14 protein-coding genes are annotated in these 11911 nt (G+C 66.5%); 10 read left to right on the top strand and 4 right to left on the bottom strand.

Features of this window, described 5'->3' with window-relative positions; genetic code table 11:
* The first annotated feature begins 2 nt into the window (after positions 1–2).
* The 10 genes from BN948_RS08985 to BN948_RS09025 all read left to right on the top strand — a co-directional run bounded on the left by BN948_RS08985 (position 3) and on the right by BN948_RS09025 (position 6094).
* Entirely contained in the window at positions 3–440 is a 438-nt protein-coding gene (locus BN948_RS08985) for a single-stranded DNA-binding protein (RefSeq protein ID WP_162182744.1), read from the top strand.
* Positions 441–450: 10 nt separating this feature from the next.
* Positions 451–738 (top strand): hypothetical protein, encoded by a 288-nt coding sequence (locus BN948_RS08990; protein WP_035621275.1) that lies wholly within the window; start codon positions 451–453, stop codon positions 736–738.
* 6 nt (positions 739–744) lie between these two features.
* A complete protein-coding gene (locus BN948_RS08995) occupies positions 745–1137 on the top strand; it encodes a hypothetical protein (protein ID WP_035621277.1) in 393 nt (130 codons plus the stop codon).
* Between the two features lie 2 nt (positions 1138–1139).
* On the top strand, positions 1140–1667 hold the full coding sequence (locus BN948_RS09000) for a hypothetical protein (RefSeq protein WP_035621278.1): 528 nt from the start codon (positions 1140–1142) through the stop codon (positions 1665–1667).
* A gap of 4 nt (positions 1668–1671) precedes the next feature.
* Entirely contained in the window at positions 1672–1956 is a 285-nt protein-coding gene (locus BN948_RS26130) for a DUF4224 domain-containing protein (protein WP_081921913.1), read from the top strand.
* Positions 1898–3064, top strand: a complete 1167-nt coding sequence (locus BN948_RS09005) for a tyrosine-type recombinase/integrase (protein ID WP_035621281.1) — start codon at positions 1898–1900, stop codon at positions 3062–3064. Before BN948_RS26130 ends, BN948_RS09005 begins: the two co-directional genes overlap by 59 nt.
* Positions 3065–3301: 237 nt before the next feature.
* Positions 3302–3664 carry a VanZ family protein gene (locus tag BN948_RS09010; RefSeq protein ID WP_009516319.1) on the top strand — a complete coding sequence of 121 codons (363 nt, stop codon included), beginning with the start codon at positions 3302–3304 and terminating at the stop codon, positions 3662–3664.
* Between the two features lie 59 nt (positions 3665–3723).
* A complete protein-coding gene (gene aat, locus BN948_RS09015; RefSeq protein WP_009516318.1) occupies positions 3724–4494 on the top strand; it encodes a leucyl/phenylalanyl-tRNA--protein transferase in 771 nt (256 codons plus the stop codon).
* Entirely contained in the window at positions 4491–5231 is a 741-nt protein-coding gene (locus tag BN948_RS09020) for an arginyltransferase (RefSeq protein WP_009516316.1), read from the top strand. Before aat ends, BN948_RS09020 begins: the two co-directional genes overlap by 4 nt.
* Before the next feature lie 80 nt (positions 5232–5311).
* Positions 5312–6094 carry an IclR family transcriptional regulator gene (locus BN948_RS09025; protein ID WP_009516314.1) on the top strand — a complete coding sequence of 261 codons (783 nt, stop codon included), beginning with the start codon at positions 5312–5314 and terminating at the stop codon, positions 6092–6094.
* A 19-nt stretch (positions 6095–6113) separates the two neighbouring features.
* On the opposite strand, the gene BN948_RS09030 is transcribed toward BN948_RS09025, so the two are convergent.
* From BN948_RS09030 to pssA, 4 genes are all read right to left on the bottom strand, one after another.
* Positions 6114–7238, bottom strand: coding sequence for a serine hydrolase (locus BN948_RS09030; protein ID WP_009516312.1), 1125 nt, complete (start codon positions 7236–7238; stop codon positions 6114–6116).
* Between the two features lie 179 nt (positions 7239–7417).
* A complete protein-coding gene (locus BN948_RS09035) occupies positions 7418–8959 on the bottom strand; it encodes a 2-isopropylmalate synthase (RefSeq protein ID WP_009516310.1) in 1542 nt (513 codons plus the stop codon).
* Positions 8960–8988: 29 nt separating this feature from the next.
* Positions 8989–10677 carry a 2-isopropylmalate synthase gene (gene leuA, locus BN948_RS09040; RefSeq protein WP_009516308.1) on the bottom strand — a complete coding sequence of 563 codons (1689 nt, stop codon included), beginning with the start codon at positions 10675–10677 and terminating at the stop codon, positions 8989–8991.
* 212 nt (positions 10678–10889) lie between these two features.
* Positions 10890–11702 (bottom strand): CDP-diacylglycerol--serine O-phosphatidyltransferase, encoded by an 813-nt coding sequence (pssA, locus tag BN948_RS09045; RefSeq protein ID WP_009516306.1) that lies wholly within the window; start codon positions 11700–11702, stop codon positions 10890–10892.
* Positions 11703–11911: the final 209 nt, after the last annotated feature.

Below are 11911 nucleotides of genomic sequence, written 5' to 3' on the forward strand. Positions count from 1 at the left end.
TCATGAGCGGCTTGTTCCGCATCACCCGCGACGTGGAGCTTCGGCACACGACCGAGGGCACGCCCATCATCACGCTGGGCATGGCCTACAGCTACGGCTCGAAGCGCGACGACCGCGGCTACCTGCCCACCCAGTTCATCGACGGCGCCATTTGGGGCGAGCGCGCGCGTGCTCTCCGCGAGCACCTGGTCAAGGGGCAGCGCCTGTTCCTCACGCTCACCGACGTGCACACGGAGAGCTACCCATCCAGGGGCGACGGCGCGCCGAAGACCAAGTTGGTGGGGCGCATCGACCAGCTCGCGTTCGTCGACCGAGTCCAGTCCGACGGCGAGCAAGGCCGCGCACCCGCGCCGGCGCCTGCCCCTCGCCAAGCCGCGAGGCCAGCTCCCGCGGCAAGCGGTGCCGGCTTCGACGACATGGACAGCGAAATCCCCTTCTAGACCCAACACCATGAACATGCAAGCCAGTCCCAACGAGGGCCACGAATACGCAGGCTCACCCACCGAGGTCGGTGCGCAGATCGTCGCCGACAGCCTGGGCAGCGCGATCGAGGCCGCCAACGCGGGCGGCGCGAGCCCCCAGCAGGTCGCACAGATGCTCGCCGGCGCCATCGCCGCAGTGGCGGGCATGGTGGCCACCAACTACGGCGCCGACGCCGCGATCGACATGCTCAAGGGCACCGTCGAGAACATCGAGAACAACCGCGCCGCGTTCGCGCCGGCGCCACAACTCAACTGAGGCACCATGACTACCGCCCACATCGCCGCCATGCTGATGGACGCCCTTCGCAATGCCAAGGGCGAGGACGAGATCCAGCGCGTGCTCCAGCAGGCCAAGGACGCCGGCCTGGCCACTGCCACCTACGAGTTCAACGGCGAGGCCTTCGACATCGGCACGCAGCTCGTCCAGCAAACCGTTTTTCGCATGCTCCCGGGCATGTTGAAGTTGATCAGGCCCGAGGATCACGAGGCCCTGATCGCTGGCGTGTTGAGCGGCATTGCCACCATCAGCACCGGCGTCATGGGCATCGCCAAGACATCCGAACTGCTGGCTCAGACCTCGGTGTTCACGCTCGAACTGGAGGCGGACATTCCCCCGGGCGTAGCCGCCGAACTCGGCCTTTCCCCGGCGCACTGACCATGAACAAAGCCCGCTTCCAAGCCTTGATTTCCGGCATGACCAGCGTTGCACAGAAGGTCTACGAGGGCGTGCCCGCAGCCGACTTCTGGACCATCCACCAGATCGTGAGCGAGTGCGGCCGCCTCGGTCGCGCGGTGCAGTACGACGTGGCGCAGGGGTGCCTGGCCAAGCTGCACGACGCCGGCCTGGTCATGAGGAACGAGCACCAGCAGTTCAAGCGCACGCCCGTGCGCGAGCACCGCCAGGTGGCCAACCAGGTGGAGCAGAAGCCCACCACCATGGCGTCCGCACTCGTGCTGGCGGGCATTGGCACGGCCGCCGACAAGGAGCCCGACGAGGCCCCGCTCGACCGGCTGGCCACACTGGCCGCCCGGGCCCGCGCCATGTCCAACGACCTGCGCGGCCTGGCCGAGGACATGGAGAACGCGGCACTCGCGGCCGAGGAGCACATCCAGCGCTCGCAGGCCGAGCTGCAGGAGTTCAACGCCCTCAAGGCCATCCTGCACAAGACGCTCAAGGTGGCGTGACGCCATGTTCCTCACCGACGACGAACTCGCCGAGCTGACCGGGCGCAAGCAGCGCGCGCGTCAGGTGGCCGCGCTGCGCGCCCAGGGCGTGCCCTTCGTCATCAACGCACAAGGTCGGCCAGTGGTGGCACGATCGTTCTTCGATGGGCGCCCAGGATCGGCGGCCGCGGCACAGCCGGCAACCCCCTGGCGCTCCAACAAACTCACCCAGCCAGGATCGCGGGGGCGCCATGGGTCGAAAACCGACCGTCAATCTCAACCTGCCGGAAGGCATGCGCGCGCGGCGTAGGCCGAACGGGCGCACCTACTACTACCTCGACACCGGCGAGCGGCGACCGCGGCGGGAGATCCCGCTGGGCACCGACTATCCCGAGGCTGTGCGGCGCTGGGCCGAGCTCACGGTCACCGGCACCGCGCCCCCCGTCACCTTCAAGGAGGTGTCCGACCGCTACGTGCGCGAGGCCCTGCCGCTCAAGGCGCCGCGCACGCGCGAGGACAACCTCGAGGAGCTGGTCTGGCTGCTGGCCTTCTTCAACGACCCGCCGGTGCCGATCGAAGCCATCGAGCCCCAGCACGTGCGCCAGTACCTCGACTGGCGCGTGCAGGCCTCGCGCGCGGCCGCACAGGAGCGCAACGCCGAGCGAGTGGCCGCCGGCAAGAAGCCGCTGGAGATCAAGCCCAACCTCGGCCACGTGCGCGCCAACCGCGAGAAGGCGCTGCTGTCCCACATCTGGAACTGGGCGCGCGAGCGCGGGGTCACGAGCCTGGAGAACCCCTGCCGCGGCGTGAAGGGCTACACCGAGGAGGGGCGCGACGAATACGTCGAGGACGCGGTCTACAAGGCCGTCTACGCCGTCGCCAGCCAGGGGCTGCAGGACGCTCTCGACCTCGCCTATCTGGCTGGCCAGCGCCCGGCCGACACCCTGCGCTACAACGAGACGGACCTGCGCGACCACCTGCTGCACGTCGACCAGGGCAAGACCAAGGCCAAGCTGCGGGTTCGCACCACGGACGCCGCTGGCCAGCCCAACGAACTCGGGCGCAAGATTGCCGAGATCCTGGCACGCAAGCGCCAGCGCGCGGCCGCAGCGGCTGCTGCGGGGCGTAAGGTCAAGGTGGCGGACCTGGCGCTCGTGTGCGGGGCCAACGGCCTGCGCATGACCGAGTCGGCGCTCGACAACGCCTTCGACCGAGCCCGGGCCCTGGCGATCCGAAAGCACCCCGAGCTGGCCGCGCAGATCAAGGCCTTCCAGTTCCGCGACCTGCGCGCCAAGGCCGGTACCGACAAGAACGACGCCGACGGCCTGCAAGCCGCCCAGCGCCTGCTCGGGCACGCGTCATCGAAGATGACCGAGCACTACGTCCGCAAGGGCAACATCGTCACGCCGACCCGCTAATTCATTTCCGCAAAACTCAATTGAAATTGGCGCCGCAGAGGGGATAATTTCCATCCGGATGCGGATATTTGCGGAACGGAATTTGAGATAAGATATTGATTTGATTGTCTTTGTGCCCCGGACTGTTAATCCGCAGGTCCCTGGTTCGAGTCCAGGTCGGGGAGCCACCCAATACCCGCACAACGGCCTTCTCATGAAGGCCGTTGTCGTTTCCGGGCCTCCATTCCTGAGCACGCCATGCAACGCCTGATCACCCTGGGCTTCTGGTGCAGCGTCGCCGGCCTCACCATCGCCTCGCTGGTGCCGGTCGACTTGCTGCCTCCGCAGGCAATGAACCTCTGGGACAAGGCCCAGCACGCCCTGGGCTTCGCCTGGCTGGCGCTGCTGGGGCTCATCGCCTACCCGCGCCAGGCCGGGGCGGTGCTGGCGGGTCTCATTGTGTGGGGCGGGCTGATCGAGCTCATGCAACTGGCCACCGGCTGGCGCTACGGCGAGTGGATCGACTGGCTGGCCGACGCCATCGGCGTGCTGGCCGTGTGGCTGCCCTGGCGCCTGCTCCCGGATCGTCTCACCGGCCGCGCATTGACCGGGCGCACTTGATGTCGCGGGGGCGCCGCGCACAATAGCGCTCACGCCGTCGCGCGAACGCCGCTCCCGCCATGACCCAGACGCCCCCCACCCGACCGTTGCCCTGGCTGGAGCCGGGGGAGGCGTTTCCGCCGGTGGAGCAGGCCTGGGGAGCACACGATCCCGCACCAGGCCTGCTGGCTGCCGGTGGCGTGCTGGACGTGCCCTCGCTCGTGGCCGCGTACTCGCACGGCATCTTTCCCTGGTACAGCTCGGGCCAACCCATCCTGTGGTGGAGCACCGACCCACGCATGGTTCTGTTCCCGCGCGAGTTCCGGTTGCACCGGTCGCTGCGCAAGACGCTACAGAAGCAGTTGCTCGAGCAGCGGCTCGAATTGCGCATCGACCACGACTTCGAGCGCGTGATCCAGGCCTGCGCGCAGACCTCGCGCCACGGCCAGAGCGGCACCTGGATCCTGCCGGCCATGGTGCAGGCCTACACGCGCCTGCACCGCGCAGGCATGGCGCATTCGGTGGAGACCTGGATCGATGGCGAACTGGCCGGCGGTCTGTACCTCGTCAATGTCGGCGCCATGGTATTCGGCGAATCCATGTTCAGTCGGCGCAGCGACGCCTCCAAGATCGCCCTGGCGGGCCTGATGGCGCTGTGCCGCCACCACGGCATCACCCTGGTCGACTGCCAGCAGGACACCGCCCACCTGGCCTCGCTGGGGGGGCGCCTGATGCCGCGCGAGGACTTCGTGCGGCACGTGCGTCTGGCCCTGTTGCAGCCTGCGCCCCGCTGGGAATTCCGCCCCGTATACTGGCGTGAGCTCCTCCCCATTGGCGACGAACGCGCGTGACGCACCTCAAGGACCTCCCGCTCCAGGCGCTGCAGTTCTACGCCACCGCGCCCTACCCGTGCAGCTACCTGCCGGGCCGCCAGGCGCGCTCCCAGGTGGCCACCCCCAGCCACCTCATCCACAACGACGCGTACTCCGACCTTGTCACGCACGGCTTTCGCCGCAGCGGCATGTTCACCTACCGGCCGTACTGCGACGGCTGCAACGCCTGCGTGCCGCTGCGCGTGCCCGTGGACCGATTTGTGCCCAACCGCAGCCAGCGGCGCAGCCAGCGCCAGCATGGCGGCCTGATTACCCGCGTACTGAAGCTGTGCTTCCTGCCCGAGCACTACCAGCTCTACCTTCGCTACCAGAACAGCCGCCATGCAGGCGGTGGCATGGACCACGACAGCGTGGATCAGTACACCCAGTTCCTGCTGCAGAGTCGCGTCAACTCGCGCCTGGTCGAGTTTCACGAGCCTGACGTCCAGGGACGGCCCGCCCGGCTCAAGATGGTGTCCATCATCGACGTGCTCAACGACGGCCTCTCGGCGGTCTACACTTTCTACGAGCCCGACGAGCGCTGCAGCTACGGCACCTACAGCGTGCTCTGGCAGATCGAGCAGGCGCGCGCACTCGACCTCCCGCACGTCTATCTCGGTTACTGGATCGCCCAAAGCCCGAAGATGAACTACAAGGCCGGCTTCCAGCCGCATGAGGTGCTGGTCGATGGCCGCTGGGCTCAACGCAATGCCTGAATCGACCCCGGCGCGGGGTCTTTACGGAATGCTGCGGTGCGGCGATTTCATCTTGTAAGATGAGGTTTGCACATCCGATCATGAGCAAACGATCCGACTCCCCCCCTACCGCGCCCACCGTCCAAGTGCTGGAGCGCATGTTCAACCTGCTGGAGGTGCTGGCCTCCCGTGAGGAAGCGGTCTCGCTCAAGGAAATCAGCGAGAAAACCGGCCTGCACCCGTCCACGGCGCACCGCATCCTCAACGACCTGACCATCGGCCGCTTCGTCGATCGCCCCGAGGCCGGCAGCTATCGCCTGGGCATGCGCCTGCTGGAACTGGGCAATCTGGTCAAGGCGCGCCTGAGCGTGCGGGATGCCGCCCTGGGGCCCATGCGCGAGCTGCACAAGCAGATCCAGCAGCCGGTGAACCTGAGCGTGCGCCAGGGCGACGAGATCATCTACGTGGAGCGGGCCTATAGCGAGCGCTCGGGCATGCAGGTGGTGCGCGCCATCGGCGGGCGGGCGCCGCTGCACCTCACCTCGGTGGGCAAGCTGTTTCTGGCTGACGACGACCCCACGCGTGTGCGGGCCTACGCCACCCGCACGGGCCTGGCAGGCAACACGCGCAACAGCTTCACGCAGCTGCCCGCGCTGGAGCGCGAACTCGCCCAGTGCCGCCAAGCCGGCGTGGCGCGCGACAACGAAGAGCTGGAGATGGGCGTGCGCTGCATGGCCGCCGGCATCTACGACGACCAGCGCAAGCTGGTGGCGGGTTTGTCGATCTCGGCACCGGCCGATCGCATCGACGAGGGCTGGCTGCCCCGGCTCAAGGCCACGGCGGCCGAAATTTCGGCCGCGCTGGGTTATCCGGCCAGCCGCTGATGCACGGCCCTCGGGGGTATCAACCCTGGGGACGCACCTTGGAAGCGAGCATCTCGCCTTGGTGCTCCACCCAGCGGCGTACGCGCTCGGCGTCCTGGAGGCGGCCCATCCGGCCGCTGGCGTCCAGAAACACCATGATGAGCTGACGTCCCGCCACGCTGGCCTGCATGACGAGGCAGCGGCCCGCTTCCGAGATGTACCCGGTCTTCTGCAGACCGATGTCCCACTCGGGGTTTTTGATCAGCCGATTGGAGTTGTTGTACTGCAGTGTGCGCCGGCCCACGTCCACCTCGTAGCCGGGGGAAGTGGACAGGTCGCGCAGCATGGGGCGCTCGTAGGCCGCCGAGACCAGGATGGCCAGGTCGCGGGCGCTGGAGCGGTTCTGGCTCGACAGGCCGGTGGGCTCCACGTAGCGCGTATCGTGCATGCCCAGTTCCGCCGCCTTGTCGTTCATGCGCTTCACGAAGGCGTCCAGGCCGCCCGGGAAATGCCGACCCAGGGCATTGGCGGCGCGGTTCTCACTCGACATGAGGGCCAGGTGCATGGCCTCGCCGCGGGTGAGTCGCGTGCCCACGGCCAGGCGCGAACGGCTGCCCTTGATGGTGTCGATGTCGTCGCGGGTGATGGTGATGGTCTCGTCCATGTTCTGCCCCGCCTCGACCACGACCAGACCCGTCATGAGCTTGGTGAGCGAAGCGATCGGCAGCACGGCCGAATCGTTCTTGGAAAACAGCACCTCGTTGGTCCGCTGATCGACGACCAGGGCGACGCTGGCGTTCAGGTCGAGTTCGTCATCGATGCCGTGCAGCCCGAGGCTCTGGCCCATCGACAACACCGGCGGCGTGACAGCGCGCACGGTGTGCTTGATGCGCTGAGCCCGGGGCTTGGTCGTCGGCGCGGCCTTTACCAGCTTGACCTTGCGGGAATCAACGCTCTGCTTGCGCTTGGCGGTGTTGACCTTCTTGACCGAGCGAGTGGCCAGCTTGGGCTTGCTGGCCTTCTTGACGGGCGCCTTGGCGCTCTTGCTCGTCTTGGCGGAAGAGCCCGAAGCGGCATGGACCACCCCGCCTTGCCCGAGGACCCCGACCAACGCAAACGCCACTGTGGCAATCAGCGATTTCAGGGGGATCGGGCGGAACAACATGACTCAACTCCAGCAAGACGGGATCAGCGCTGGGCCGGAGTATAGGGAGTCACAAAAAAATCAGCAATATCAAAAGCTTGGAGGGTGGTCTTAAATGATCGGTGGAATAAAGCACCGTTTGGCACCCAGTTTCCCCCGATCAGTAAGGAAGTTCTACAAGTCCTTGAAACCTTTGAACTTTATCCCTGCGCCGCCACCCGGTCGGCCTTGCTGTGCAACTTGTTGAGCGCACTGAGGTACGCCTTGGCGGACGCCACCACGATGTCCGGGTCGGCCCCCACGCCGTTGACCACGCGGCCACCGTGCTGCAGGCGCACCGTCACCTCGCCCTGGCTCTCGGTGGAGCCACTGGTGATGGCGTTCACGGAATAGAGCAGCAGCTCGGCGCCGCTCTTGACGTGCTGTTCGATGGCCTTGAGCGAGGCATCCACGGGGCCGTTGCCGTCGGCGTCGCCGCGCAGTTCCTTTCCTTCGACGGTGAACACCACCGTGGCGTGCGGCCGCTCACCGGTCTCGCTGCGCTGGGCAAGCGACACGAAGCCGTATTGCTCCTTCTCGGTGGTGACGCTTTCGTCGCTCACCAGGGCCAGGATGTCCTCATCGAAGATCTCGGCCTTGCGGTCGGCCAGCTCCTTGAACTTGGCGAAGGCGGTGTTGATTTCCGTCTCGGACTCCATCTCGATGCCGAGCTCCTGCAGGCGCTGCTTGAAGGCATTGCGACCGGAGAGCTTGCCCAGCACGATCTTGTTGGCGGCCCAGCCCACGTCCTCGGCGCGCATGATTTCGTAGGTGTCGCGCGCCTTGAGCACGCCGTCCTGGTGGATGCCGCTGGCGTGCGCGAAGGCGTTGGCGCCCACCACGGCCTTGTTCGGCTGCACCACGAAGCCCGTGGTCTGGCTCACCATGCGGCTGGCGGGCACGATCTGCGTGGTGTCGACCGCCACGTCGAGGCCGAAGTAGTCGCGGCGCGTGCGCACCGCCATCACGATTTCCTCCAGCGAGCAATTGCCTGCACGCTCGCCCAGCCCGTTGATGGTGCACTCCACCTGCCGCGCGCCGCCAATCTTCACGCCGGCAAGTGAGTTCGCCACCGCCATGCCCAGGTCGTTGTGGCAGTGCACGCTCCAGATCGCCTTGTCGGAGTTGGGAATGCGCTCGCGCAGCGTGCGGATGAACTCGCCATACAGCTCGGGCACTGCGTAGCCCACGGTGTCGGGGATGTTGAGTGTGGTCGCGCCCTCCTTGATCACCGCTTCCAACACGCGGCAGAGGAAGTCCACGTCGCTGCGGTAGCCGTCCTCAGGGCTGAATTCGATGTCGCTCACCAGGTTGCGCGCGAAACGCACCGACTGCTTAGCCTGCTCCAGCACCTGCTCGGGCGTCATGCGCAGCTTCTTCTCCATGTGCAGCGCGCTGGTGGCGATGAAGGTGTGGATGCGTGCGCGGTTCGCTCCCTGCAGCGCCTCGGCGGCGCGCGAGATGTCGCGGTCGTTGGCGCGCGCCAGCGAGCACACCGTGGAATCCTTGATGTGGTCGGCGATGGCCTTGACCGAGTCGAAGTCCCCGTTCGAGCTGGCCGCAAAACCGGCCTCGATCACGTCCACCTTCAGGCGCTCGAGCTGGCGCGCGATGCGCAGCTTCTCGTCCTTGGTCATGGAAGCGCCGGGCGATTGCTCGCCGTCGCGCAGCGTGGTGTCGAAAATGATCAGTTGCTCGCTCATGGAGGGACTCCTTGTTGTGCTCGCGCGCCTCAGGGCGCCGCGTGTTCGATAGATTGCTGCGTCTGGCCGGGCGCGACGCGCCGCAAGCCCGACACGATGGCCTTGAACGAGGCGGACACGATGTTGGTGTCGCGCCCCACGCCGAAGACAGTGTGACGCTCGTCCACGCGCAGCTCCATGTAGGCCATGGCCTGTGCCTGGGCGCCGGCGCCGATGGCGTGCTCATGGTAGTCGAGCACGCGCACCGAGCGGCCGGTAGCCGCGTTCAGGGCGTTGACGAAGGCGTCGATGGGGCCATTGCCCTGCCCTTGCACGGGCATCGCCGCGCCCGCCCAATCGACGTCTGCGGTCACGCGCACGCTGCCGCCAGGCTGCTCGCTGGTGGTGGCGTTGGCGGGGGCCGGGGCCGACAGGGCGTACTCGCGCTCGAACAATTGCCACAGGTCCTTCGCCACCAGTTCCTTGCCTTCCAGGTCCATCACGGCCTGCACCACCTGACTGAACTCGATCTGCAGGCGACGCGGCAACTCCAGCCCGTACTCCGCTTCGAGCAGGTAGGCAATGCCCCCCTTGCCCGACTGGCTGTTCACGCGGATCACCGCCTCGTAGCTGCGGCCCAGATCCTTGGGGTCGATGGGCAGATAGGGCATGTTCCAGATGTCACCGTCCTTGCGCGCCGCGAAGGCCTTCTTGATCGCGTCCTGGTGGGAGCCCGAGAATGAGGTGTAGACCAGGTCGCCCACGTAGGGATGGCGCGGGTGCACGGGCAACTGGTTGCAGTGCTCCACCGTGCGGCGGATCTCGTCGATGTCGGAGAAGTCCAGCCCGGGCGACACACCTTGCGTGTAGAGGTTGAGGGCGACGTTGACGATGTCCAGGTTGCCGGTGCGCTCGCCGTTGCCGAAGAGGCAGCCTTCGAGGCGATCGGCCCCCGCCATGAGCGCGAACTCACCCGCCGCCGTGCCGGTGCCCCGATCGTTGTGCGGGTGCACCGACAGCACGATGGACTCGCGCCGAGCCAAGTGCCGATGCATCCACTCGATCATGTCGGCGAAGATGTTGGGCGTGCTGTGCTCCACCGTGGAGGGCAGGTTGACGATGCACTTGCGCTCGGGCGTGGGCGCCCAGACCGCGGTGACCGCGTCGACCACCCGCTTGGAGAAGGCGAGTTCGGTGCCTGAGAACGTCTCCGGCGAGTACTGGAAGGTCCAGCGCGTGTCCGGCTGTTCGGCCGCCAGGCGTTCGAACAGGCGCGCGTTGTCCACGGCCAGTTCCACGATGGCATCCTCGTCCATACCCAGCACCACGCGGCGCATGACGGGCGCCGTGGCGTTGTAGAGGTGCACGATGGCGCTGCGCGCGCCGCGCAGCGATTCGAAGGTGCGGCGGATCAGGGGTTCGCGGGCCTGGGTGAGTACCTGGATCGTCACGTCCTCGGGGATCAGATCTTCTTCGATGAGTCGACGAACGAAATCGAATTCGATCTGCGAAGCCGAGGGAAAGCCCACCTCGATCTCCTTGAAGCCGATCTTCACCAGCTCGCGGAACATGCGCAGCTTGCGCTCCAGGTCCATGGGCTCGATCAGGGCCTGGTTGCCATCGCGCAGGTCGGTGCTCAGCCAGATGGGAGCCTTATGGATGACGGCGTCGGGCCAGGTGCGGTCCTTGAGGCCGACGGGCTGGAACGCGGCGTACTTGCTTGCAGGTTGCTTCAGCATGGTGTGGACTCTCTCGTATCGACAGAACCCGCAGCCCCAAAACACCAACGGCCCGCTGCGGGTGCAAACGGGCCGTTGGTGTGAGTCGCTCGCGCGCTACCGCATCTGCCCGTGACGGACACCCAGTAGTAGCAGCGAGGCGGCTTGGGAAAACATGCTGGGCAATGTATCACAAAGGGCGCGAAACCCACAGCGGTGAGCGGTGGGCGTAATCAGTCGTCGTGCAGGCCGCGCTCGTCGGGCTCATCGGTGGACGTGCTGATCACGCTGGTTGGCCGCCCCTTGGACTTGCGCCACAGGTACACGCCGTAGCCCGACAGGCCATAGAGCACGAACAGCAGAAACAGCACGGTGGGCGGGTGGATGTTGATCACCGCGATGCCCAGCGCCACCAGCACCAGCGCCGCGAAGGGCACGCTCCTTTTCAGGCTCAAGTCCTTGAAGCTGTAGAACGGCACGTTGGTCACCATTGTCAGGCCCGTGTAGAGCGTGATCACGAACATGACCCAGCTCACGTCCTGCGGCGCCACGCCGGTTTCCTGCATCAGCCAGATGAAGCCGGCGACCAGCGCCGCCGCCGCTGGCGATGGCAGACCCTGGAAGTAGCGCTTGTCCACCACGCCCGTGTTCACATTGAAGCGCGCCAGTCGCAGCGCGGCGCACGCGCAGTAGACGAAGGCCGCGATCCAGCCCCAGCGGCCCAGATCGCGCAGGGTCCATTCGTAGGCGATGAGTGCGGGCGCCGCACCGAATGACACCATGTCGGAGAGCGAATCCATCTGCTCGCCGAAGGCGCTTTGGGTGTTGGTGAGGCGGGCCACACGACCATCCAGGCTGTCGAGCACCATGGCTACGAAGATGCCCACGGTGGCAAGGTCGTACCGGCCATTCATGGCCATCACGACCGCGTAGAAGCCGCCGAACAGCGCAGCCAGCGTGATCATGTTGGGCAGGAAGTAAATGCCTTTGGGGCGGCGGCGCACCTCGCCCAGGTGCTCCACTTCAGTTTCGTGTCCGTCGTGCATGGCGTTTTCTAATGGATTTTCATCGGGCCCGAAAGCTCCGCAGTGTACGTGGCGCGCACCAAATGAAAAGGGCCAGGGCCGCATGAACGCGGTCCTGGCCCGGGAACGGCAATTGCCGCTCTGAGCGCCCAATCAGTTGCGGCTCTGATCGACCAGCTTGTTCTTGGCGATCCAGGGCATCATGGCGCGAAGCTGCGCGCCCACCACCT

It is taken from the genome of Hydrogenophaga intermedia, assembly GCF_000723405.1.
In the GTDB taxonomy this organism is placed as follows: Bacteria; Pseudomonadota; Gammaproteobacteria; order Burkholderiales; family Burkholderiaceae_C; genus Hydrogenophaga; species Hydrogenophaga intermedia.

What these genes read in the sequence shown, in the direction of transcription:
- pssA (WP_009516306.1), bottom strand. Translation starts at nt 11,702, where the DNA reads ATGCACGACGGACACGAAACTGAAGTGGAGCACCTGGGCGAGGTGCGC.
- BN948_RS09010 (WP_009516319.1), top strand. Translation starts at nt 3,302, where the DNA reads ATGCAACGCCTGATCACCCTGGGCTTCTGGTGCAGCGTCGCCGGCCTC.
- aat (WP_009516318.1), top strand. Translation starts at nt 3,724, where the DNA reads ATGACCCAGACGCCCCCCACCCGACCGTTGCCCTGGCTGGAGCCGGGG.
- BN948_RS09000 (WP_035621278.1), top strand. Translation starts at nt 1,140, where the DNA reads ATGAACAAAGCCCGCTTCCAAGCCTTGATTTCCGGCATGACCAGCGTT.
- BN948_RS08990 (WP_035621275.1), top strand. Translation starts at nt 451, where the DNA reads ATGAACATGCAAGCCAGTCCCAACGAGGGCCACGAATACGCAGGCTCA.
- BN948_RS09025 (WP_009516314.1), top strand. Translation starts at nt 5,312, where the DNA reads ATGAGCAAACGATCCGACTCCCCCCCTACCGCGCCCACCGTCCAAGTG.
- BN948_RS09030 (WP_009516312.1), bottom strand. Translation starts at nt 7,238, where the DNA reads ATGTTGTTCCGCCCGATCCCCCTGAAATCGCTGATTGCCACAGTGGCG.
- BN948_RS08985 (WP_162182744.1), top strand. Translation starts at nt 3, where the DNA reads ATGAGCGGCTTGTTCCGCATCACCCGCGACGTGGAGCTTCGGCACACG.
- BN948_RS09035 (WP_009516310.1), bottom strand. Translation starts at nt 8,959, where the DNA reads ATGAGCGAGCAACTGATCATTTTCGACACCACGCTGCGCGACGGCGAG.
- leuA (WP_009516308.1), bottom strand. Translation starts at nt 10,677, where the DNA reads ATGCTGAAGCAACCTGCAAGCAAGTACGCCGCGTTCCAGCCCGTCGGC.
- BN948_RS08995 (WP_035621277.1), top strand. Translation starts at nt 745, where the DNA reads ATGACTACCGCCCACATCGCCGCCATGCTGATGGACGCCCTTCGCAAT.
- BN948_RS26130 (WP_081921913.1), top strand. Translation starts at nt 1,672, where the DNA reads ATGTTCCTCACCGACGACGAACTCGCCGAGCTGACCGGGCGCAAGCAG.
- BN948_RS09005 (WP_035621281.1), top strand. Translation starts at nt 1,898, where the DNA reads ATGGGTCGAAAACCGACCGTCAATCTCAACCTGCCGGAAGGCATGCGC.